Source organism: Euzebya rosea (assembly GCF_003073135.1).
Classification (GTDB): domain Bacteria; phylum Actinomycetota; class Nitriliruptoria; order Euzebyales; family Euzebyaceae; genus Euzebya; species Euzebya rosea.
On the sequence record NZ_PGDQ01000021.1, the window covers coordinates 53,797 to 75,116 of the forward strand.

Annotated in this window: 18 protein-coding genes; 8 read left to right on the plus strand and 10 right to left on the minus strand. The window is 72.4% G+C overall.

What is annotated here, in order from left to right; all coding sequences use genetic code 11:
• Positions 1 to 25 precede the first annotated feature (25 nt).
• The gene (locus CUC05_RS25465) at positions 26 to 535 is read left to right on the plus strand and encodes a hypothetical protein (RefSeq protein WP_205712489.1); all 510 of its coding nucleotides are present in this window, start codon (positions 26 to 28) and stop codon (positions 533 to 535) included.
• Between the two features lie 21 nt (positions 536 to 556).
• Here the strand turns inward: CUC05_RS25465 and CUC05_RS21920 are convergent, their stop codons facing one another.
• Positions 557 to 1,498, minus strand: coding sequence for a Gfo/Idh/MocA family protein (locus CUC05_RS21920; protein ID WP_108668276.1), 942 nt, complete (start codon positions 1,496 to 1,498; stop codon positions 557 to 559).
• Between the two features lie 96 nt (positions 1,499 to 1,594).
• Positions 1,595 to 3,889 carry a multicopper oxidase domain-containing protein gene (locus tag CUC05_RS21925; RefSeq protein ID WP_108668277.1) on the minus strand — a complete coding sequence of 765 codons (2,295 nt, stop codon included), beginning with the start codon at positions 3,887 to 3,889 and terminating at the stop codon, positions 1,595 to 1,597.
• A 167-nt stretch (positions 3,890 to 4,056) separates the two neighbouring features.
• Between CUC05_RS21925 and CUC05_RS21930 the strand changes: the two genes are divergently transcribed.
• From CUC05_RS21930 to CUC05_RS21950, 5 genes are all read left to right on the plus strand, one after another.
• On the plus strand, positions 4,057 to 6,156 hold the full coding sequence (locus tag CUC05_RS21930; RefSeq protein WP_170128084.1) for a CHRD domain-containing protein: 2,100 nt from the start codon (positions 4,057 to 4,059) through the stop codon (positions 6,154 to 6,156).
• Positions 6,157 to 6,564: 408 nt separating this feature from the next.
• Positions 6,565 to 7,053: a SigE family RNA polymerase sigma factor gene (locus tag CUC05_RS21935; protein ID WP_170128085.1), complete on the plus strand. Its 489-nt coding sequence runs from the start codon at positions 6,565 to 6,567 to the stop codon at positions 7,051 to 7,053.
• Complete coding sequence (locus CUC05_RS21940) at positions 7,050 to 8,885, plus strand: hypothetical protein (RefSeq protein ID WP_108668280.1); 1,836 nt, start codon at positions 7,050 to 7,052, stop codon at positions 8,883 to 8,885. The genes CUC05_RS21935 and CUC05_RS21940 overlap by 4 nt, the downstream gene beginning before the upstream one ends.
• Positions 8,886 to 9,002: 117 nt before the next feature.
• Entirely contained in the window at positions 9,003 to 9,362 is a 360-nt protein-coding gene (locus CUC05_RS21945; RefSeq protein ID WP_108668281.1) for a YciI family protein, read from the plus strand.
• Positions 9,363 to 10,619, plus strand: coding sequence for an RNA polymerase sigma factor (locus tag CUC05_RS21950; RefSeq protein WP_205712490.1), 1,257 nt, complete (start codon positions 9,363 to 9,365; stop codon positions 10,617 to 10,619). It begins immediately after the preceding gene.
• Positions 10,620 to 10,628: 9 nt separating this feature from the next.
• Here the strand turns inward: CUC05_RS21950 and CUC05_RS21955 are convergent, their stop codons facing one another.
• The gene (locus CUC05_RS21955) at positions 10,629 to 11,354 is read right to left on the minus strand and encodes a lipase family alpha/beta hydrolase (protein WP_108668282.1); all 726 of its coding nucleotides are present in this window, start codon (positions 11,352 to 11,354) and stop codon (positions 10,629 to 10,631) included.
• A gap of 85 nt (positions 11,355 to 11,439) precedes the next feature.
• Entirely contained in the window at positions 11,440 to 12,372 is a 933-nt protein-coding gene (locus CUC05_RS21960; RefSeq protein WP_108668283.1) for a sigma-70 family RNA polymerase sigma factor, read from the minus strand.
• Between the two features lie 493 nt (positions 12,373 to 12,865).
• On the opposite strand from CUC05_RS21960, the gene CUC05_RS21965 reads away from it, so the two are divergent.
• Positions 12,866 to 13,762 (plus strand): phage holin family protein, encoded by an 897-nt coding sequence (locus CUC05_RS21965; RefSeq protein ID WP_108668284.1) that lies wholly within the window; start codon positions 12,866 to 12,868, stop codon positions 13,760 to 13,762.
• The gene (locus CUC05_RS21970; protein WP_108668285.1) at positions 13,759 to 14,238 is read left to right on the plus strand and encodes a DUF4235 domain-containing protein; all 480 of its coding nucleotides are present in this window, start codon (positions 13,759 to 13,761) and stop codon (positions 14,236 to 14,238) included. The genes CUC05_RS21965 and CUC05_RS21970 overlap by 4 nt, the downstream gene beginning before the upstream one ends.
• A gap of 34 nt (positions 14,239 to 14,272) precedes the next feature.
• Here CUC05_RS21970 and CUC05_RS21975 read toward each other — a convergent pair whose 3' ends face one another.
• The 6 genes from CUC05_RS21975 to CUC05_RS22000 all read right to left on the minus strand — a co-directional run bounded on the left by CUC05_RS21975 (position 14,273) and on the right by CUC05_RS22000 (position 21,169).
• Complete coding sequence (locus CUC05_RS21975) at positions 14,273 to 15,067, minus strand: SWIM zinc finger family protein (RefSeq protein ID WP_108668286.1); 795 nt, start codon at positions 15,065 to 15,067, stop codon at positions 14,273 to 14,275.
• A complete protein-coding gene (locus CUC05_RS21980) occupies positions 15,064 to 17,946 on the minus strand; it encodes a DEAD/DEAH box helicase (protein WP_157965877.1) in 2,883 nt (960 codons plus the stop codon). The genes CUC05_RS21975 and CUC05_RS21980 overlap by 4 nt, the downstream gene beginning before the upstream one ends.
• A gap of 229 nt (positions 17,947 to 18,175) precedes the next feature.
• Positions 18,176 to 18,742: a hypothetical protein gene (locus CUC05_RS21985; protein ID WP_108668288.1), complete on the minus strand. Its 567-nt coding sequence runs from the start codon at positions 18,740 to 18,742 to the stop codon at positions 18,176 to 18,178.
• A 99-nt stretch (positions 18,743 to 18,841) separates the two neighbouring features.
• The gene (leuD, locus tag CUC05_RS21990; protein ID WP_240606308.1) at positions 18,842 to 19,420 is read right to left on the minus strand and encodes a 3-isopropylmalate dehydratase small subunit; all 579 of its coding nucleotides are present in this window, start codon (positions 19,418 to 19,420) and stop codon (positions 18,842 to 18,844) included.
• Positions 19,421 to 19,425: 5 nt separating this feature from the next.
• Positions 19,426 to 20,919 (minus strand): 3-isopropylmalate dehydratase large subunit, encoded by a 1,494-nt coding sequence (gene leuC, locus CUC05_RS21995; protein ID WP_108668290.1) that lies wholly within the window; start codon positions 20,917 to 20,919, stop codon positions 19,426 to 19,428.
• Positions 20,920 to 20,971: 52 nt separating this feature from the next.
• Complete coding sequence (locus tag CUC05_RS22000) at positions 20,972 to 21,169, minus strand: hypothetical protein (protein WP_108668291.1); 198 nt, start codon at positions 21,167 to 21,169, stop codon at positions 20,972 to 20,974.
• Between the last annotated feature and the right edge of the window lie 151 nt (positions 21,170 to 21,320).

Below are 21,320 nucleotides of genomic sequence, written 5' to 3' on the forward strand. Positions count from 1 at the left end.
GCAGCGTGCCGGGTAGAGGTGAGGCATGTCCACTCCACAACAACCCGAACTCCGACGCAGCGAGGAAACCCCCTCCCTGGCCCCCGACGCGATCGAGGGCGAGCTCGAGGCATCCTCGTTCCCCACCCCGTCCGGCGGCGACGGCCACGTGCCGAAGGGCAACCGACCCGGCAGCAGGTCCGGCCCCGTGCAGGACAAGCCGGACCTCGACGCCATGGCCGCCAAGCTGGGCGCCCACAAGGCCGACCCGTCCACCGGGAAGCTCGACACGTCCCATCCGGACGCCGCCCCCGAGCAGGTCGACCCCTGGTACCGGACCGCGCCGGCCATCGTCGGTGCGGGCGCCCTGGTGCTCGGCGCGGCCGCGTTCGGCGTGATGCGCTGGCGCCGCAGCCGTCAGGAACCCGACACGCTGATCGAGCGCCTGACGTCGGAGTCCGACGCCATGATCGACCGCGTGCGCTCGGAGTCCGAGGCCCTCATCGCCCGCCTGTCCTCGGAGTCCGAGGCCCTGCTGGACCGCCTGCGGTCCTGACGGGGCCGACCGGGCTGCCGGTCAGCCGGAGGCTGCGATCCAGTCGATGACGTGGGCGGTCGCGACCGCGTCCTCCACGTCGATCGGCGGCCGAATGCCCTGCGTGGCGTGCTCGAAGGCCTCGAGGAGTCGTTCCCAGGGGTCGGCACGCCACGTGCCGATGACCTCGTCGGAGCGCAGCAGCGCGGCCTGGTCGCCGGGGCCCGCGGTGAAGGGACGAGGCATGCGCAGCGTCCCGTCGGAGCCGACGATCTCCAGGGTGGAGTGACGGGCCGAGTCGAACGAGGCGTGCAGCGCCGCGGTGGCCCCCGACGGGAAACCCATGACGGCCGAGGTCGTCGCGTCGGCCCCCGACGCCCAGCGGCGGGTGACCGCCCGGACGACGTCGGGCTCCTCGCCCAGGACCCAGCGGATCAGGCTGACCAGGTCCGCTCCGACGTCCAGCAGGGCACCGCCACCGCGTGAGGGGTCGGCGTGGTAGCTGTCGGCGTCGGTCATGGGATAGGCGGACGTGGCCGAGACCAGCCGGACCGCACCGATGCCGCCGGAGCGAACCAGCTCCAGCAGCGCGGCGGTACGCGGGTGGAACCGCAGCGGGAGGGCCTCCATGAGGGTCAGGCCGGCCCCGGACGCCGCGGCAGCGGCCATGCGGGCGGCGCCGTCGGCGTCGATGGAGAGGGGCTTGAGGCACAGGACGTGCTTGCCGGCGTGCAGCGCCTCGGTGACCCAGTGCTCGCGTTCGGAGGTGGGGAGGGCAACGAAGACCGCGTCGACATCGCGCGAGACGAGGACCTCGGCGTGGTCCCGACGGGCTCGCCGGACCCCCTGGGTGGCCGCGAACTGCTGGGCAGCAGTCAACGTCTCGGCGGAGACCACGGCCAGGTCGTGACCGACCGAGCGCATGGCCGGGCCGACGGATTCCTCCGCCGTCGTGTTCACTCCAAGGATTCCCCAGCGCAGCATGACGGCGGAGGGTACCCAACGTGTCACCCCGGGGGGTCGGCCGTCCGTCCCGCGGGCGCAACCGGCAGGCCGAGCGCCGACCACCGAGCCGAGGCTTCAGAGCAGCGCGGCGAGGGTCGACTCGGCCCCGAGGCCGACGGCGGCCTCCCCGCCGACGATCCGGATCCGGGTCACACCCGCGTCGACCAGCACGGCCTCGGCGTCCGGGGCCAGCCCGCCGTCGTCGACCAGCACGAGCGTCCCGTCCCGCCGCGCGGCGATCCCGGCCGACAACGCGTCGGGGAACCTCGTGGCGCTGGCGGCGTAGACCGTGGGGCGCAGGCCGGCTTCCCGGGCGAACGCCGCCGCCGTGGCGATCCGGTCCGGCCCGGCGATCCTCGTGACGGCCAGCCCCTGCCTGGCGATCTCCGCCGCGACGTCCTCGCTGACCGCCGCTGGGCCACCGGCGATGACCACCGACGACACCCCGAGGTCGGTGACCGCCTGCCCGCACGTCGGCGACAGCGCCGTCGGGGCGGTCAGCAGCACCGGGATCCCGAGCACACCCGCGGCGAGGGCGTCCGGGAACCGATCGGCCGTGGCGACGACCACCCGGTCGGCCCGGTCCGCCAGCGTCCGCGCGACCCCGGCGGCGAGGTCAACGGGGTCGTCGGCGTCGACGCGGCTGGTCGGTGCGATCCCGGCCAGCACCCCCTCGATGCCGGCCGACACCTGCCCCGTCGAGCCGGCGATGACGATCCGGTCGGGACCACGTCGGCGCAGCTCCGCCTCCGCGACCTCGTCCAGCGCCTCCCCCAGCACCAGCACGAGGGCGTCGGCCAGCGCCGCCCCGGCCAGGGCGCCGGCCCACTCCAGCCCGCTGGCGACGACGACCGTCCCGCCCGTCCCGCCCCCGTGCGCCGACACCGCTGCGGCGGTCCGGACACGGTTGCTGCCGGCGATGCGGCCGAGGTCCACGACCCGGAACTGGCTCATCATGTCGTGGTCCTCGTGCTCGAGGACGTGGCAGTGGTACATGAAGTCGCCGAGGTGGTCGGCGAACCGGGCGTCCAGCTCGACGGTCTCGAACGCGCGGACGAGCACGGTGTCCTTCCACCCCTGGTCCTCGGGTCGCAGCGGGGCCACGGCGCCGGCGGTGGTGGTCCGTCCGCGGACGAGGAAGCTGACCAGGTGCAGGTGGATGGGGTGGCCGAAGGAGGTCGTGTTGACCAGCCGCCAGCGCTCGACCGCACCCAGCCGCGCGTACACGTCGCGTACGGCGTCGTCGTACCCGTGCCCGTTGAGCAGGAAGCGGCCGCCGTGTTCGTCGAGGGTGATGGTGCGGACGACCTCCGGTGGGTCGAGGGCGGGGGCGGGCCCCAGTTCGCTCGGCAGGATCGCAGGCTCCGTCGGGCCGCCGGTCACGTCGACGGCCATCAGGTCGCCCACCCCCGCGTCGACGATGACCACCCGTTCCCCGTCGGCCATCCGGGACAGGTCCAGCAGCAGGTCGACGCGCTCGGACGGCCACACCTCCACCTCTCCCCTGGTGGCCGGGGCGGCCAGCAACCCCCCGTCGGTGCCGACCTGCACCAGCGGCAGGCCGTCGGCCCGTCCCAGCCGGTAGGGCCGGGCGTTGGACGCGTTGAGGATCCGCAGCCGCAGCAGGCCCGGCTCGACCGCCAGCACCGGCCGGTCGACGCCGTTGACCAGCACGACGTCGCCGAGGAACCCGCTGTGCCCGTCGGGGTCGTAGACCAGCTGGCCGCCCGCGTCGAAGGTCTTGTCCGTCAACACCACGGGGATGTCGCGCTCGTCGCCGTTGGGCAGGCCCAGGGCGTCGTGGGCCGGATCGATCAGCAGGTAGCTACCGGCGAGGCCCCGGTAGACCCGTTCGGCGGTCCGCATCAGCAGGTGGTCGTGGTACCAGAGGTGGGCCGCCCGCTGCGCGTTGTCGAAGGTGTACCGGCGCTGCTCGCCGGCGGGGATCCGGTCCCGGACGTGCCCGTCGTGCACCGCCGCGACGTGCGCGCCGTGCAGGTGCAGCACCGCCGGCTCGTCGAGCTCGTTGACCACGTCGATGTCCACGACCTGCCCGGGCCGGGCGATGACGGTCGGTCCCGGGAAGGCCCCGCCGAAGGTCAGCATGGTGGTCGTCACGCCGGGCATCAGCTGGACGGCCGTCCGGTTCAGCGGCAGCACGACCGGCTCGGTCCCGGGGCGCACCGCCGACGGGATCGGCAGGGGGGCCGTGAAGGGTTCGGCGCGCAGTGTCGCGGGGGTGCGACGGCGGGCCGGCAGCGCGCAGCGGAGGGGTGGATCGGAGCGGTTCGAGACGGACCCCCGGTACCCGAACTGGAGGTGCCCTGCCCCTCCGACGATGCCCCGGATCAGCGATCGCCGAGAAAGCACGACACGACGATATCCCAAGGGTTACCGTCATGGGTCTCGGGCGGCGACGGTGTGGCGGCACCAAGGCTGAGGGGCTTCCCCCGACTCCGTGCGAGGAGGGATTGACACCACCCCGGCAACGGGCGGGCGACCGCATTTTTCCGGGGACACGAACGAAGGGGACTGTCATGCACAGATTCGTCCGATCCGCCACGGCCGTGATGGCTGCGGCGCTACTGATCCTGTCGGTCCTGGCGGGGCCCGCGTCGGCCCAGACCACCGAGATCAGCGTCTTCGAGTTCGCCTACGATCCGTACGACACCGTGGTGGAGGTCGGCACGACCGTCGAGTGGACCAACAACGGCACCGCGACCCACACGGTCACCGCGGCCGACGGTTCCTTCGACCGTCTCCTCAACCCCGGCGACAGCTTCGAGCTGACGACGGAGGAAGCGGGGCAGGTCAACTACTTCTGTCGCTTCCACGGCGGTCCGGGTGGCGGGCAGAACGCCTACCTGACGGTGTACGAGGAGGGGGCGGAGCCGCCCGAACCGCAGGTCGCACCGAGCGCGGACTTCACCTCGGTGACCGCCACGGACGACAGCAACGTGGCGGCGGCGATCGCGTGGACCTCCCTACTGGACGGTCCGCAGGAGACGGTGCTGCTGGGTCGTGACGACGACTTCGCCGACCTGCTCGCCGCCGGGGCGACCGGCCGCCCGTTCCTGGTGACCCCGACCGACACCCTCGACGACCGGGTCGCTGCCGAGCTGCAGCGCCTGAACGCCCAGCAGGTCGTGGTCGTGGGCGGCACCGCTGCCGTCAGCGAGGACGTCGTGGGTGAGCTCGAGGCGGCAGGGTTCACGGTGACCCGCGTCGCAGGTGCCACCCGCATCGAAACGGCCGTCGACCTTGCCGACCGGTTCTTCGTCGCCGGTGGTGGGTTCGCCCAGCCGCCGTCGGACGCGCCGCGGCCCGGCGCGATCATCGCCCGCGCGTTCGGCACCGAGGACAACCCGACGGCCGGGTTCGCGGACTCGCTGGGTGCGGCGTCGGCTGGTGCCAACCTCGGCATCCCGATCCTCGTGGCCGGGCCCGACGGGCTGCCCGCAGGCGTCGGGTCCTTCCTGGCCGCCAACGGCATCGGTCACGTGGCGGTCGTCGGTGGCGAGGCCGCCGTGCCCTCGGCGGTGACCGACGGCCTCGACGAGCTCGGCGTGACCTGGGACCGGGTCGCCGGCGCCAGCCGCGACGGCACCGCTGCCGCGCTGATGGGGTACCTGGACGGTCAGGGTGCGCGGTACGGCAACGTCGTGCTGGTCGACGGGTTCAACGACAACGCGTGGGCACAGGGCTTCGGCGCCTCCGTGCTCGGGTCGGCCGTGCTGCTGACCAACGGGCCGGACGTTCCTGCCGTCACCCAGGACGCCCTGAACGACTTCTTCGGGTCGGTCCTGGCGAACGGGCTCAACGTTCGATGCGGCCCCGGGATCGACGAGGCCGCCTGTGACCTGGTCGGCACCGTGCTGGAAGCCGAGTACATCAGCCCGGCCAGCCTGATCGGCGTCCTCGAGGGCACCAACGAAACGGCGGAGGGGCACCCGGTCGCCAACGGCATCGGCGGGGTGACCCGCACCGAGGACGGCACCATGTGCTGGATCTACTCCGTCGTGCTGCTGGAGGACGTCACCGCAGCCCACATCCACAGGGCCGCAGCCGGGGAGGACGGCGACGTCGTCATCCCGCTGGAGGCGCCCCTCGTCGGTGAGGCAGAGGCCAACGGCTGCCTGCCCGACGCCGACGCCGACCTGGTGGCCGAGATCTTCGCCAACCCCGGCGAGTTCTACATCAACGTCCACTCCATGGAACACCCCGCCGGGGCGGTCCGCGACAACCTGTTCCCCTTCGACGACTTCTACGCCGCCGAGCTCTCCGGGGACCAGGAGGTGCCCGACCCGGGCGCCATGATGGCCGGAGGCGTGACGTTCCTGACCACCAACGACGACGACGACATGTGCCACGTCACCTTCTGGGGTGGCCTCGAGAGCGCCCCGACCGCTGCCCATATCCACTCGGGTGGTCCGGGTGAGGCGGGCGACGTCCTGATCGGCCTGACCGTGTCCCCGGTCGGGATCGGTTCGCACAGTGACTGCGTGGAGGACACCGACGGCGACGCGTTGGCGACCTTCCGAGCAGCCCCGGCCGACCACTACGTGAACCTCCACACCGCGGAGTTCCCGGGCGGCGCCCTCAGGGGCCAGGCCAACCCCCAGTGGGTCCTCCCGTAGGACCACCAGATCGGGACGGGCCGGGACCTCGTGTCCCGGCCCGTTCCCGTTCCCGGGTCGTGACCGTCCGCGCGTTCGACCTGCCCGCGTTCCCGGCCGGCTCGCCGGGATCCGCATCCGGCCGACCCGCCGCCCACCGGGCTCACCGGGCTCACCGGGCCCGCCGTGATTGGCATCCGGCCACGATTGTGGCGAGGGGTGCACCCGTGCCCCCGTCCCTACGATCGTCGCCGGAAACCAGACTTCCGGGATTGGCGTCCGGCCACGATCGTGGCGAGGGGTGCACCCGTGCTCCCGTTCCGACAATTGTGGCCGGAAGCCGGACTCAACCGATCGGGTGGGTCGGGCGTCGGACATGGTGAGATGCCACCACTTGTCCACGACCACCGACCCCGAGCCGTGCCGCCGGTGACCACGACGTCGCTGGAGCAGGCCTTCGCTGCCCACCACGCCGGCGCCGTCCGGCTGGCCTACCTGCTGTGCGGCGACCGCGAGCAGGCCGAGGACGTCGTCGCCGGCGTGTGGCTGAAGATGCACCGCCGGCTCGAGCGGGGGCCCGTCGACGACGTCGGTGCCTACGTCCGGCGGGCGGTCGTCAACGAGGTCAACTCGTGGTTCCGCAAGCTGGGCGTCCGCCGGCGCGAGGCCGCCGTGCGCAAGGGCGACGACCGAGGCACGTACGGCCACGACGACCGGATCGCCGACGCCGACGCGGTGCTGCGGGCGCTCGACCGGCTGCCGGCCCGGACCAGGGCGGCCGTGGTGCTGCGCTACTACGAGGACCTGTCGGTGGCCGACACCGCCGCGGCGCTCGGGGTCAGCGAGGGGACGGTCAAGTCCAGCGTGTCCCGCGGGCTGACGACGATGCGAACGATCATGGAGGAGGACGAGCGATGACCGACCGCCACAGCGACGACCGGACCAGCGGCGGGGAGCCCGTGTCCGCCTTCGAGCAGCGACTGCGGGAGGGGTTGCACACCTCCGCGTCATCGGTCCAGCCCGCACCGGACGGCTGGCGGAGGGTGCAGGCCGGGCTACGGCGCCGACGAACCCTCCAGGTCGGCGGGTTCGCCGTGGCCGGGGCTGCGGCGGTGCTGGTCGGCGTGCTGGTGCTCGGCAACGTGCCCGAGACCGCCATCACCTTCGACCCGGGCGTGGGGGCCTCGACCGCACCCGTGACCCCCACCACCGAGCAGGTCACGGCCGAGACCGCCGCGACCGTCGTGGACCCGGCCCAGGACGTACAGGCCGGCCCTCCCGGTGAGGTCGCCGCGGTGCTCTACGCCGACGTCGACGGGGTGCACATGATCACCCCGGACGGGACGGCGATCGCCACGGACGTGGTCGAGGTCAGCGGCCCGGTCACCGACATCGCCGTGCGTCCGGGCAGTACACCCGACGACGTCGTGCTGGTGGTCCGCACCGAGGACACCGACGGCTGCGGACAGCTGTGGTGGACCACGTTCGGCGTCGACCCGGGGTGGTCGACCGGCACCCAGCGGGACGGCGCCGACCTCGATGGAGTCGCGGTGTACGGCACCGAGAACATCCTCGTCGACCCGGACTCGACCACCTGCGCCGGCGCACCGGTGTTCGCCAGCGACGGATCCGCGCTCGTGTGGCTGACCGACCCTGCGGGGTCCGGCGACGCCGACACGGAGGTCCGGGCCGTCTCCTGGTCCGGCTCGTTCCCGGAAGGGGCAGTGCAGCGTGTGGCCACGTCGTTCCCGGGTGGCAGCCCCCACCCGGTGGAATGGACCGTGGTCCCCGGCCAGCCAGATGAGGGCATCCTGCACGTGCGCATGATCGGCCCCGATGGCGACGCGGCCGTCGAACCCGTTGGGGTCTCGCTCGTCGGCGACACGCTGTCGGTCGACGAGGTCCTGGCCCTGACCGGTCAGTCCGCCCGTGACATCCCGCGTGTGCTCGACACCGACGACGGCTGGGCGCTGGGTCGGCCGGCCACGCCGTTCCAGGACGGCGTCGAGGACGACCGGGAGGTCGTGTGGTCGTTGACCACCCTCAGCATCGACACCGTGGTCTCCGCGGACTCGGCCCTGTCGTGGGCGCCGGGCGAACCCCTCTACATGGACGGGCTGGGCGCCACGGTCGTCATGGGCACGGGTGGCCCGATGGTGCTCAGCACCCGCACCGGGTCGGGGGACGCCACCCGCTCGAACCTGCCGGTGGCGATCTCCGCTGCCCTGCTGGGCTCCGGCGACCCCGTCGACCCCCAACCCACCGATCCCGCCCGCGAGGGTGAGGACACCGAACCGGACGGCGGCAGTGAACCCACCACGCCCACGGAACCGACCGAGTCCTTCGAGCCCACCGAACCGACCGACCCCGCCGATCACGCCGATCAAGCCGATCAAGCCGATCAAGCCGATCAAGGCGTGCCGCCCGCCGCCATGGGTACGGCGTCAGCGATCCGCGACGCCGCCCTGGCCGGGGACTGGGAGGCCCTGCGGGCGCTCGTCCCGGCCGACGGATTCACCGCGAGCTTCGGGGGAACCGACGACCCGATCGCCTACTACCAGCAGCTGCAGGCCGAGGGCACCGATGTCCTCGGCATCCTCGCCGGTCTGCTGGACGGCCCCGCCACCGCCGTCCCCGACACCGACCTGTGGGCATGGCCACGCGAGTTCGTCGAGTCCGACGGGTACTACGACTGGCGGGTCGGCATCACGGCCGACGGCACCTGGCGGTACTTCGTGGCCGGGGACTGACCGCCTCCACGGACCGCCCGAAAGAATTCTCGTGGACCTGTCTGTTTCGACCGGCCGCCGTTCGTGGCTAGGGTGACGGCGCCGACCCGCGGCGCCGCAGTCCAGGGGAGAACCGACATGCCACAGCAGTACCTCTTCGCCGTCCACCACGTCGAGGGCGAGGCCCCGCCCAGCCCCGAGGTGATGGAGCAGATGTTCGCCGACGTCGACGCGTTCAACACCCGGGTCATGGACGAGGGCCGCTGGGTCTTCGGTGGCGGCCTGGAGCCACGCGAGACCGCCACGGTGGTCCGCGCCGTCGACGGCGACCACGTCATCACCGACGGCCCGTTCATCGAGGCCCGCGAGTGGATCGGCGGGTTCTGGGTCCTCACAGCCGAGGACCTCGACGAGGCGCTGGCCCTCGCCAAGGACGCCTCCACCGCCTGCCGGGGGCCGGTCGAGGTGCGCCCGTTCCAGCCCGAACCCGAGGAGTAGGTGCCCTCGCGCCAGCAGCTCGACCTCGACCGGATCTTCCGGGCCGAGTACGGGCGGTGCGTGGCAACCCTCCGCCGGGTCCTGGGCGACCTGGACCTGGCCGAGGAGGCCGTCGCCGAGGCGTTCGCCGTTGCGGCCGACCGCTGGCCGGCCGACGGCGTCCCACCCAACCCGGGCGGCTGGATCACCACGACCGCCCGCCGCCGGGCGATCGATCGGATCCGTCGCCGGCGGGTGGGTGAGGACCGGCAGCGCCGTGCCGTCGTCGAGGACGTCGCCGGGCAGGGAGGTGAGGACGTGGCGTTCGAGGACCCGACGGAGGACGATCGGCTTCGCCTCCTGTTCACCTGCTGCCACCCGGCGCTGTCGATGGAGGCACGCGTCGCGCTGACCCTCCAGGTCCTGGGCGGCCTGCGCGTCGACGAGGTCGCCCGGGCGTTCCTCGTCAGCGAGCAGACGATGTCGCAGCGACTCGTCCGGGCCAAGCGCAAGATCAAGGCAGCGCACATCCCCTACCGGGTACCGGACGACGCCGAGCTGCCCGACCGGCTCGCCGGGGTGCTGGCGGTCGTGTACCTGATCTTCAACGAGGGGTACGTCGCGACCAGCGGCCCCGACCTGGTCCGTGACGACCTCACCGACGAGGCGGTCCGCCTGGGTCGGCTGCTCGCGGTGCTGATGCCCGACGAACCGGAGGTCCTCGGCCTGCTCGCCCTGATGCTCCTGCTGTCGTCCCGCCGACCGGCCCGCATCGCCGCCGACGGGTCGCTGGTGGCCCTGCCCGACCAGGACCGGTCCCGCTGGGACGCCGGGCTGATCGCGGAGGGGCAGGCGCTGGTCGACCGGTGCCTGCGACGGGGCCGACCCGGCCCGTACCAGATCCAGGCGGCCGTCAACGCGGTGCACAGCGACGCGCCGAGCCTCGCCGAGACCGACTGGCGGCAGGTGCTGGCCCTCTACCGTCAGCTCGAGGCGGTGGCCCCGAGCCCCGGCGCGTCCATCGGTCATGCCATGGCGCTGGCGGAGGTGGAGGGGGCCGCCGCCGGGTTGGCGGTCCTGGACGACATCGACGCTGCGGGCCACCACCCGGTCCACGCCGCCCGGGCCGAGCTGCTGCACCGGCTCGGCCGCACGGTCGAGGCTCGTGACGCCTGGGCGACCGCCGCCGACCTGGCCACCAACGAGGCCGAGCGGACGTTCCTCCTCGCCCGTGCCCGCGTCGCCCGTGCCGCCGGAGCGGCGGGCGACGTCAGCTGACCGGCGGGATCAGTCGTCGGCGACGAGCCGCTCGGCGACGACCAGCCACACGTCGGGATCGATGCCGAGGCTGAAGTGGGTCGAGTCGACCTCGACGTGCTCGACGCCCTCGGTGTGGCGGTCCACGCAGGCGGGCCACGCCACGATCCGGTCCTTGCGGGTGAAGATCGTCGTGACCGGCATGGTCAGCGGACGCGTCTCCTCCCGCTCCCGCTGGCGGTCCAGCAGCTGCTGCATGGTCGCCTCCTCCATCCGGCCGGAGAACAGGGTGTAGGCGGGCGGGCCCGCGATGGGGCTGCCCATGGTGATGACCCGGCGGACCAGGTCCGGCACGGTCCGGGCGACCTCGCGCGCGATGACCCCGCCCAGGCTCCAGCCCACCAGCGCCACCCGGTCGCCGGTCGTGTCGGCCAGCGCCCGGACCGCCTCGACGGTCAGCGGCACGTCCCTGGGCAGGTCGCCGGAGTTGACCCCACCGCCCCAGCCGACCGCATGGTGGCCTCGCCGACGCAGGTAGGTCCGCAGCGGCGCCATCGACGCCTCGCCGGTTCGCCAGCCGGGGATGTCCATCACCGGCCGGCCGCTCCCCCGGGGCGCGGCCGCCAGCCGCCGTGTGGCCAGGCCCAGCCGCAACGGCTGCACTGCGGACTGCGCCTCGATCCACAGGCCCTGCCGTCGCGGCCCCCGGGTCGGCAGCGGAAGGTTGGCCACGTCCTCTGGCGTCAGGCTCGGCATGGGCCCATTCTCCCCGCGCCGTCCACCGCTGGCGAAAACGGGTCGAGGCCCGGACGTGTCCGGGCCTCGACGCTCGTTCTGGTTGCTACGCGGCGGTGTCGCTCAGCGCACGACCACGGGAGGGGTGCCTGAGCTTCGACAGGGCGCGGGCCTCCAGCTGGCGGATCCGCTCGCGGGTCAGGCCGAAGTAGCGGCCGACGTCGTCCAGCGTGCGGGCCTCGCCGTCGAGCAGACCGAAGCGCAGCTCGAGGATGATGCGCTCGCGCTCGGGCAGGCCGGCGACGACGTCCAGCAGCTCCTGACGGGCCAGGCCCTTGGCGGCGACCTCCATGGGGTCGTCGGCGTTGCGGTCCTCGATGAAGTCGCCGAGCTCGGCGTCGCCGTCCTCGCCGACGGGGGTCTCCAGCGACGTGGGCGTGCGGGCGTAGGTCAGCAGCTCCTCGACGGTCTCGACGTCCTCGCCGAGCTCCTCCGCGAGCTCCTCGATCTGCGGCTCGCGGCCGAGGGCCTCGGCCAGGTCACGCTGCATCGACAGGGCACGGCGGACGCGCTCCATCATGTGGACGGGCAGGCGGATCGTGCGGCCCTTGTCGGCGACACCACGGCCGACGGCCTGACGGATCCACCAAGTGGCGTAGGTGGAGAACTTGTACCCGCGGCGGTAGTCGAACTTCTCCACCGCCCGCAGCAGGCCGAGGTTGCCTTCCTGGATCAGGTCGAGCAGGGGCAGGCCCTGGCCCTGGTACCGCTTGGCGACGCTGACGACCAGGCGGAGGTTGGCCTGGACCAGGCGTTCCTTGGCGCGGCGGCCGTCGTTGCGCACACGGTTCAGCTGACGCTTCCGCTTCGCACCCATCTTCTCCGTGGCACCGAGCACGCGATCGGCTTCGAGTCCGGCTTCGTACCGCTTGGCGAGGTCGACTTCCTCCTCGGCCGTCAGCAGTGCGGTTCGCGCCATCTCGCGCAGGTACAGCTGCACGTGGTCGTGCAGCGGCATTTCCTCGATGATCTGGGCCACGTGGGGCTCACCACTCCTCGGTGTCGTGTGGGGTGTCGGCGACCGCTGGCTTCCGGGAGCACGTCGACGCTGTCGAGGTGGGATCCGGCTTCCGCAACGGAACGGCGCGCATCAGTTTCTGTTGAGTTCGTCACCCTCGAGCTGGATTCCTGCTGAGGGCTTGTTCGACGGTTGGATGGGTTGCCGGTCCGTTTCTCCAGCGTAGGTGTCCCCCGAGTGATCGGCCACGCAGCGTGGACCTTGACCACGAGGCGGCCCGTCCTGGCCACAATGACTGAACCCTGCACCTGGATCAAGCACCTATTTGGACCACTCCCGGTCACCAGCCCAAAGGTCTTCTGCCGTCAACGCTGACGGCCGCCCATCGTTGGTGGGGGTGCGTCCATCGGGCCGTGACTACACAGCGCTCTCGAGGACCGGTACGGTTTGCCCCGCCCGCCCGAAGGGCACGAACAGGCCGCTCGCCAGCGACACGGCAGGGACACGCGAACCGATGACCAGGACAACCGACCGAGAGCCACCGCTGGCGCGGCTGGTGGGACGCCGCCCGAACCGGGGTGCCACGGACGCCGCCAAGGTCGTGGTCACCGATCTCCAGCAGCTGCTTCGCGCCGAGATCGACCTGGCCAAGGCCGAGATCGCCGAGGGCGTGAAGTCCAAGGCGATGGGGGCGGGGTTCTTCATCGGCGCCGCCATCATCGGCTGGCTGGCGATCCAGGCGTTCCTCGTCTGGCTGGGGTTCGTGTTCGCCACGTTCATGCCGGCGTGGGCGGCCAGCGGGCTGGTCCTGCTGCTGCTGATCATCGCGATCGCCGTGCTGGGGTACCTCGGCATGCAGAAGATGAAAGCCGAGCTGTCCCTCAAGCAGTCCGCAGCGTCCCGCGAGCAGTCCAAGGACGCGGCCACTGCGGCGGTCGACCAGGCCAAGGCCAGCGCCAAGCAGGGGGTGGAGGAGGCGAAGACGACGCTCGCCGAGACCTTCGCCGACGTCAAGCAGCGCCTGACCGGCGGCGCCAGCCGGAACGGTTCCGGTCCGGATCCGATCGGCCCGGGCGACGCGGCCCGCACCTCCTCCCCCGCGGTGGAGGCCACGACGTCTTCGGTCGGCTCCAGCCGGGCGACCGCCATCCCCGCGGACCCGCGGTCCGCGGCGCTCGGTCGCCCCGCCGCACCTGTTACCGACGCACCCGCGGAGGACGCCTCCACAGCCGTCGCGTCGGTGGCCGCCGCACCCGCAGCCGACGAGCCGACGCCCACGACCGATCCGGCGACACCGATCACCGGCGTGGTGCCGCCGCCGAGCGCCCTGCCCGCGCCGCCGGCGAAGAAGCCGCCGGCCGGCCCCCAACCCTTTTCCGAGACCGATCCGACCGAGGGGCCCTCCTCGTGACCGACGACCAGATGCCGGCGATGCCCGAGGGGTACCTGCCGGACGCCCTGACCCCGCTCGACAAACCCGAGCTCGCACCCAAGGTGGCTGCCGTCGAGGCAGCCCGACGCAAGCTCGTCGCCGATATCGACATGCTGGACTCAGAGGTCCGGCTGGAGGTGCTGTTCCGCATGGAATCCTTCGCCTGGAAGGCCGTGGCCGGCGTTGCCGCCGCGGTCGCCGGCCTGGCCACCACGAAGGTCCTGGGCAGTGTCTGGGCCAAGCTGGTGCCCGACCACGATCCGCCCAAGAACCCCATCGACCCCGACATCTCGGCCAAGGACGCGATCCTCTGGACGGCCCTGACCGGCCTGGGCGTCGGCGTGGCCACCGTCGTGGCCCAGCGGGGCGCGGCGACCGGCTGGATCAAGGCCACCGGCCGCAAGCCCCCGGCGCTGGAGAAGACCGCGTCCGGCAAGGCGCACGCCAAGGACTGACCGGCCAGTCGACCGACTCCGTCGAGCCCGAGGATCAGTCCCGGGGGTCGTCGTCGGCCGTGTCGACCTCGTCGGCACCGGTCAGCAGCTTGCGGGCCTCGGCCGCGCCGCCGGCCACCAGCGGCCCGAACAGGTCGGCCGCCGACAGCGCGCCCGCCCAGCCCTCGGGATCACCGAGGACCTGCAGCTGCGGGGCGTCGGTCCGGGGGATCCGCACGCGCGGCACGGCGATGGCGCCCAGCGGCGACCGTTCCGAGGACCAGCCGAGCAGGTCGATCTCCTCCACCGGCACGCCGCGGGGGCCGTTGGCCTCGCCGTCACGACGTCGGCGGGCGATGTCGCGCAGGACCCGTTCGCGTCCCCTCCCCCGCAGCTTCAGCAGCGGGAAGGGGCTGGAGTCCAGGCGGGCCGCGACGGCTTCCCACACGCCGGCGCCGACGACGGGGAACGGCGACTCGCCGCTGTGCCCGGCGGCCACGGCAATCTCGTCGATCGTCGGGAACAGCCGAACCCCGGCGGCCTCGGCCTCCTCGGCCAGCCCCTCGGGTTCGTGACCGGCCAGCAGCCGGGCGCGGTAGCGCACCTTGCCGGCCAGCAGGTCGATGACGATGTCCCAGTCCTCGTCGCTGAGCAGCGGGATCTCGACCTCGACCAGGAACGGCGTGGCCCGGGACCCCTGCACGCGGGCCGAGACACGGCCGGCGGCCAGGCGGACGTCGGACACCCGGCCGGACCGGTAGGTCGCCCGGCCCTGGCGGACCCGTCGGGCCAGCTCGTGGTCCGGGCCGCCCAGGACGCTGCGCCAGCGTTCTCCCCACGAGACCGTCATCGGCTGGCCCCCTGGCGCTCGTCGACCTCGTCGACCAGCGGCGCGTCGGCGGACAGGCTGACCAGCTCGGCCAGCGCCGCGTCGTCCAGCTCGGTGATCCACGACTCGCCGGCGCCGACGACGGCGTCGGCCAGCGCACGCTTGCGTTCCAGCATCTCTGCGATCCGCTCCTCGATGGTGCCGGCGGTGACCAGCTTGTGGACCTCCACCGTGCGGGTCTGCCCGATGCGGTGGGCACGGTCGGTGGCCTGGTCCTCGACGGCCGGGTTCCACCAGCGGTCGTAGTGCACGACGTGGGTGGCGGCGGTCAGGTTCAGGCCGGTCCCACCAGCGCGGGTGGAGACGATCAGCACGGGCGCGGCCGACCCCTGCTGGAAGTCCGCGACCATGTTGTCGCGGCGCGACAGCGACAGGCCGCCGTGCAGGAACGGCACCTCCATGCCGAGGTCGGCCTCGAGCTGCTCGGCCAGCAGGTCACCCATGCGGGTGTACTGGGTGAAGATGAGCGCCTGGTCGCCGGCGTCGGCGACCTCGCCGATGATCTCGCGCAGCGTGGCGAGCTTGCCGGAGCGGCCCAGGATCGGCCCGCCCTCCTTCTTGTACTGGGCGGGGTGGTTGGTCACCTGCTTCAGCGCGGTCAGCAGGGCCAGGATCTTGCCGCGCCGGCCGATCCCGTCGGCCTCCGCCAGCTCGTCCAGGGCCTTCTTGGTGACCTCCTTGTAGAGGTCAGCCTGCTCCTTGGTCAGCGCGCACACGACGGTGCGTTCGATCTTGTCCGGCAGGTCCTTGGCGACCTCGGGGTCGTCCTTGGTGCGGCGCATGATGAACGGGGCGACCAGCCGGCGGAGCCGTTCGGCGGCGCGCGAGTCGCGGCGGACCTCGACCGGGCCGACGAACCGCTTGTTGAACGTGCCCTGGCTGCCGAGCAGCCCCCGGTTGGTGGCGTCGATGACGGCCCACAGCTCGGTCAGGCGGTTCTCCAGCGGCGTACCGGTCAGGGCGAACGTCGACGCGGTGTCCAGCGCGCGGACGGCCTGGGCGGCGGCGGTCTGGGGGTTCTTGACCTGCTGGGCCTCGTCGAGGGCGACGACCTGCCAGCGCAGGCTCGACAGCAGGTCGACGTCGCGTCGCAGCGTGCCGTAGGAGGTGACCAGCACGCCGGTGAACCCCTCGAGGTCGGTCGCACGGTCGGTGCCGTGGTGGCGCTGGACCTCCAGGCCCGGCCCGAACCGCTGGACCTCGCGTTCCCAGTTGCCGACGACCGAGGTCGGGCAGACGACCAGGAACGGGCCCGGACGGCGAAGCATCAGCCCGATCAGCTGGATGGTCTTGCCCAGGCCCATCGCGTCGGCGAGGACCGCCCCCATGCCGAGGTCGGCCATGCCCTCCAGCCACGCGACACCGCGCTGCTGGTAGGGACGCAGCAGCCCCTCGAAGCCCTCGGGGACCTCGGGCACGTCGCGCAGGTCGCCGGCGTTGCGGAGGGCGTCGATGAGGTCGCCGAGGCTGTCGTCGACGACGATCCGCTGTGCCGCGGTACCGGCGCCGAACCACTCCTCCCCCGTGGTACCGGCCAGCGCCATGGCGAGCGCCTCGGCCTTGCCGACGGTCTCGCGGTGGCCGCGGGTGGCCAGCGCCTGGCGCATCTCCTCGTCGAGCAGGACCCAGCGTCCGTCGTGGTGGGCGATGTTGGCGCCGGTGGTGGCCAGGCGTTCGACCTCGGCGTCGTCGAGGACGCGGTCGGCCAGGGCGATCTCCCAGACGGCGTCGACGGTGCCGTCGTCGTCGTTGGTCGACAGGCGGATCTGGGCGTTGATGCCCTCGTCCGACAGGGCGGCCGGCAGGTTGACGTCGACCCCGGAGCCCGACAGCAGCGGGGCGGCGTCGGTGAGGAACTGCCACACCTGGTCGAGGTCGAGCTCGACGTGGGTGGGTGACTCGTTGGCCAGCGCCGGGTCGATGGGCGGGAAGGCGCGGGCGGCGCGGGACAGGCCGGACAGGAACGGCTCGGTCAGGCCGCGGTCGGGGTCGGCCCACACGTCAGCGGCGGGGATCTCGGTGTCCTCGGGATCACGGACGGCGAAGGAGAGGGTCCACGGGGCCGAGGGGTCCTCGGGCGCGTCGAGGTTGAGCACCAGGGTGGCGTCGGAGTCGACGCGGGCGGTCCAGCCCTCGACGCCGGCGACCAGGTCGGGTCCGTCGTCGCGGAGGGGGACACGCGGGTCGGCGGAGTCCCCGAGGGCTTCGGACCACCGGGTCGTCCACGGCAGCAGGCGTTCGCGGGGGCGGCCGGACGGTGGCGGCGATCCTTCCCGGACCATGACGTCACCGACGGCGTGGCAGAACTCCACCAGCAGCTTGCGGCGGTCCCAGGCGGTGGTGTCGTCCAGCGCCACGGCGCAGGCGCTGGCGGGCATGGCGTCGGCCAGGCGGCCGAGCGACTCGGCGACGGTCGGGTCGGACTCGACGTCGACCTGCCAGGCGGCGGTGATCGGGACGCGACCGTGCTCGTCGAGGTCCTCGGGGTCGCCGGAGACCAGGCGGGGCAGCAGGTGATGGGATCCCACGGCGGCCAGCGCGATGCGGGCGGCGACGCTCCAGGCGCGGACCGACGCCGGCTGGGTGCGGTCCCCGCCGTCGGTCAGCAGCCAGCGGAGGACGGGAACGTCCAGGGGGACGCAGACCGCCTCGACGTCGACGACCTGGGCTCGGTCGCCCCGTGGGACGGCCATGCGGACCTGGGTTGCCTCACCGCTTGTCCCCATGGCGGCGACGAGGTTCTTGCAGGCCGTCAGGTCGTCGCTGCCGGGGGCGAACACGACGAGACGACCCCGGGAGGGGGCGGATGGGGCGGGGGTGAAGGAGAGCTGTGGGCGCATTGGTGGATCTCAAAAGATCGACGGACAACGCTACCCGTCCCGTGCAGCGCATTGGTAGCCACATACCGACGGATCGTCGTCCGGGCGGCCGTCTGCTGCGGTTGCGTCGGACGGCCGGGTGTGCCTTCCGGACGAACCGTCCGAGGCGGCCGTACGGATCGGCGGTCGGTTCGTCCTGCCCGGGTCAGGCCTGGTCGGGTCAGGCCTGGTCGGGTCAGTCCTGGTCGGGTCAGTCCTGGTCGGGCTGGGCCTGGTCGGCTTCGAGGGACTGCAGCAGCGCACGAACCGCGTCGGCGGGCACGGTGTTGCCGTCGCCGGAGGCGAGGATGTCGCGGAGCGCCTGGATCATGGCGCGCCGTTCGACGCTGACGAGCGGCCGCCGCTTGCGCACCGGCTGCGGTTCGGTGGACGGGCCGTCGGGTGGTGGCTGCGGCCCGAACAGGCGGGCCTGCGGGGGCGAGCTGCCCTCGGACCGGGCGTCGAACTCCTTGGTCGACACGCCGGCGAGGTGGGCGGCCCACCACGTCAGCCCACGGTCCCAGCGGGCCCCGGCGGGACGTCGTTCGGGGACCCGGCCGTTGAAGGCGACGTCACAGACCACCCGCGCGACGAGGTCCTGCACGAACGGGTCCTCGGCGTAGTCGGCCTTCAGCCGGTCGAGGACGTGGCCCTCGGTGCTGCCGTACAGCTGGCTGGCGACCTCGGTCAGGACCGGACGGGACCGCTGGAGCCATGTCCACGCATGCGCCGGAACCCGCGGACGGGCGGCAGGCGAAGGGGAAGGCTGCGCAGCCATGTGCCACAGCGTCGCACGAACCTGCTCGTCGGGCGAGGATCCGTCACGTTCCTGCCCGGGTGGCCGCCCGTGATGGGGCGGCCACCCGGGTCGGTCAGGTCAGGCGGTGACCGGCATGAAGGCGGGCCGGTTGGCCTCGAACGCCTCGATGGCGTCGGCACCCTCCAGCGTCAGGCCGATCTGGTCGAGGCCGTTGACCAGCATGTGCTTGGCGTGGGCCTCGAAGGCGAAGTCCTCGCTGACCTCACCGGCCTCGAGGTGCTGCTGGGGCAGGTCGACGGTGCAGACCGTCTCCGGGGCGGACTCGGCCAGCTCGATCAGCTGCCGGACGACCTTCTCGTCGAGCTGCACGCAGAGCAGGCCGATCTTGGCGCAGTTGCTGCGGAAGATGTCGGCGAACGACGGGGCGACGATGGCCTCGAAGCCGAACTGCTGCAGGCCCCACGGTGCGTGCTCGCGGGAGGACCCCGAGCCGAAGTTCGGCCCGGTCACGAGGATCGTGGCGCCGGCGTACCGCTCGTCGTTGAGGACGAAGTCGGGGTCCTGGCGCCAGTCGTCGAAGACGAACTCGCCGAAGCCGGTCCGCTCGATCCGCTTGAGGAACTGCTTGGGCATGATCTGGTCGGTGTCGACGTCGGCGCGGTCCAGGGGGACCATGCGGCCTTCGACGGTGGTCACGGCCTTCACTTGGCACTCTCCCGGGGGGTCCAGTCACGCACATCGCCCGAATCGGGCCTTCCTTCGTCAGGCCCGTTTCGCCCCCCCGCCTGTCCGACGTTCGCGACGAAGTCGCGAACGTCGACGAAGTGTCCGGCGATCGCGGCGGCGGCCGCCATCTCGGGGCTGACCAGGTGGGTGCGGCCACCCTTGCCCTGGCGTCCCTCGAAGTTGCGGTTGGACGTCGACGCGCACCGCTCGCCCGGCTCGAGGATGTCGGGGTTCATGCCGAGGCACATCGAGCAGCCCGGCTCGCGCCACTCGAAGCCGGCGTCGATGAAGACCTGGTGCAGGCCCTCGGACTCGGCCTGCAGCTTCACGGGGTAGGAGCCCGGCACGACCATGGCGCGCACGCCGTCGGCGACGTGCTGGCCGTCGATGATCGAGGCGGCTGCGCGCAGGTCGGTGATCCGGCCGTTGGTGCACGAGCCGATGAAGATGCGGTCCAGCGTCAGGTCGGTGACGGCCTCGCCACCTTCCAGGCCCATGTAGTCCAGGGCGCGGCGGGTCTGGTCGGCGTCGTCGGTCTCCTCCGGCGTCGGCACGTTGCCGGTGACCGGCACGCTCATGTCGGGGGTGGTGCCCCACGTGACGGTCGGGACCAGCTTTGTGGCGTCGAACCGCACGACGGTGTCGAACTCCGCACCCTCGTCGGTGACCAGCTCGCGCCAGGACTCCAGCGCCGCGTCCCAGTCCCCGTCCTGCGGGGCGTGGGGACGGCCCTTGAGGTAGGCGAACGTGGTTTCGTCGGGGGCGATGAGGCCGGCGCGGGCGCCCGCTTCGATCGACATGTTGCAGATCGTCATCCGCCCCTCCATGGAGAGGTTGCGGATCGCCTCGCCGCGGTACTCGATGACGTGGCCGATACCGCCGTCCACGCCGATCTGTCCGATGATGGCGAGGATCAGGTCCTTGGCGGTGGTGCCGGGCGGCAGATCGCCCTCGACCTCGATGGCCATCGTCTTCGGGCGGCTCTGGACCAGCGTCTGGGTGGCCAGGACGTGCTCGATCTCGGAGGTGCCGATGCCGAAGGCGAGCGCGCCGAACGCGCCGTGGGTGGCGGTGTGGGAGTCACCGCACACGATGGTCGTGCCGGGCTGGGTGACGCCGAGCTCCGGGCCGATCATGTGCACGATGCCCTGCTGCGGCGAGCGCATGTTGAACACGCGGATACCGAACTCGGCGCAGTTGGCCTCGAGGGTGTCCATCTGCTGCTTGGACAGCTGGTCCACGACGGGCAGCGACCGGTCGGTCGTCGGCACGTTGTGGTCCATCGTCGCAAGGGTGAGGTCGGGCCGTCGGACGGTTCGTCCCTCCAGGCGAAGGCCGTCGAAGGCCTGCGGGGAGGTGACCTCGTGCACCAGGTGCAGGTCGATGTACAGCAGGTCCGGCCCGTCGGGGCTGGTGCTCACCACATGGCGATCCCAGACCTTTTCGGCCAGCGTGCGAGGGGCGGTCATCAGTTGTCGATCCTGTCGTGCTCGGGTGGGAGCTGCGCGTCGGGGAGGAGGGTCAGGCGTTCCAGCGTGCGCCGGTGGCCATGCGGTCGCCGATGAGCCCGGGGACCTTGACCTCCTCGGTCTTCTCGATCTCGAAGTGGATGTCGGTGTCACCGGTGGCGTCGGCGACCGAGGCAGCGACACGCGCGACCAGCGCGGCCTCCTCGGCGGGTGTCTGGTCCGGCGGGACGGTCAGCTTGATCTTGGTCATGGCATCTCTTCCTCTGCGTGCAGCGTTCGGGGACGATTCGTGTCGTCTGGTGGGGCCGCGCACGTCATGTCGTCGTGCCTGTGCCCCCATAGCTTGACGCATCCTCATCGGCTCCGCGAAACGGTCGGATGCAACACCCCGTCCGCGGCAT

What these genes read in the sequence shown, in the direction of transcription:
- CUC05_RS25465 (WP_205712489.1), top strand. Translation starts at nt 26, where the DNA reads ATGTCCACTCCACAACAACCCGAACTCCGACGCAGCGAGGAAACCCCC.
- CUC05_RS21920 (WP_108668276.1), bottom strand. Translation starts at nt 1,498, where the DNA reads ATGCTGCGCTGGGGAATCCTTGGAGTGAACACGACGGCGGAGGAATCC.
- CUC05_RS21930 (WP_170128084.1), top strand. Translation starts at nt 4,057, where the DNA reads ATGCACAGATTCGTCCGATCCGCCACGGCCGTGATGGCTGCGGCGCTA.
- CUC05_RS21940 (WP_108668280.1), top strand. Translation starts at nt 7,050, where the DNA reads ATGACCGACCGCCACAGCGACGACCGGACCAGCGGCGGGGAGCCCGTG.
- CUC05_RS21945 (WP_108668281.1), top strand. Translation starts at nt 9,003, where the DNA reads ATGCCACAGCAGTACCTCTTCGCCGTCCACCACGTCGAGGGCGAGGCC.
- CUC05_RS21955 (WP_108668282.1), bottom strand. Translation starts at nt 11,354, where the DNA reads ATGCCGAGCCTGACGCCAGAGGACGTGGCCAACCTTCCGCTGCCGACC.
- CUC05_RS21965 (WP_108668284.1), top strand. Translation starts at nt 12,866, where the DNA reads ATGACCAGGACAACCGACCGAGAGCCACCGCTGGCGCGGCTGGTGGGA.
- CUC05_RS21975 (WP_108668286.1), bottom strand. Translation starts at nt 15,067, where the DNA reads ATGACGGTCTCGTGGGGAGAACGCTGGCGCAGCGTCCTGGGCGGCCCG.
- CUC05_RS21980 (WP_157965877.1), bottom strand. Translation starts at nt 17,946, where the DNA reads ATGCGCCCACAGCTCTCCTTCACCCCCGCCCCATCCGCCCCCTCCCGG.
- CUC05_RS21985 (WP_108668288.1), bottom strand. Translation starts at nt 18,742, where the DNA reads ATGGCTGCGCAGCCTTCCCCTTCGCCTGCCGCCCGTCCGCGGGTTCCG.
- leuC (WP_108668290.1), bottom strand. Translation starts at nt 20,919, where the DNA reads ATGACCGCCCCTCGCACGCTGGCCGAAAAGGTCTGGGATCGCCATGTG.
- CUC05_RS22000 (WP_108668291.1), bottom strand. Translation starts at nt 21,169, where the DNA reads ATGACCAAGATCAAGCTGACCGTCCCGCCGGACCAGACACCCGCCGAG.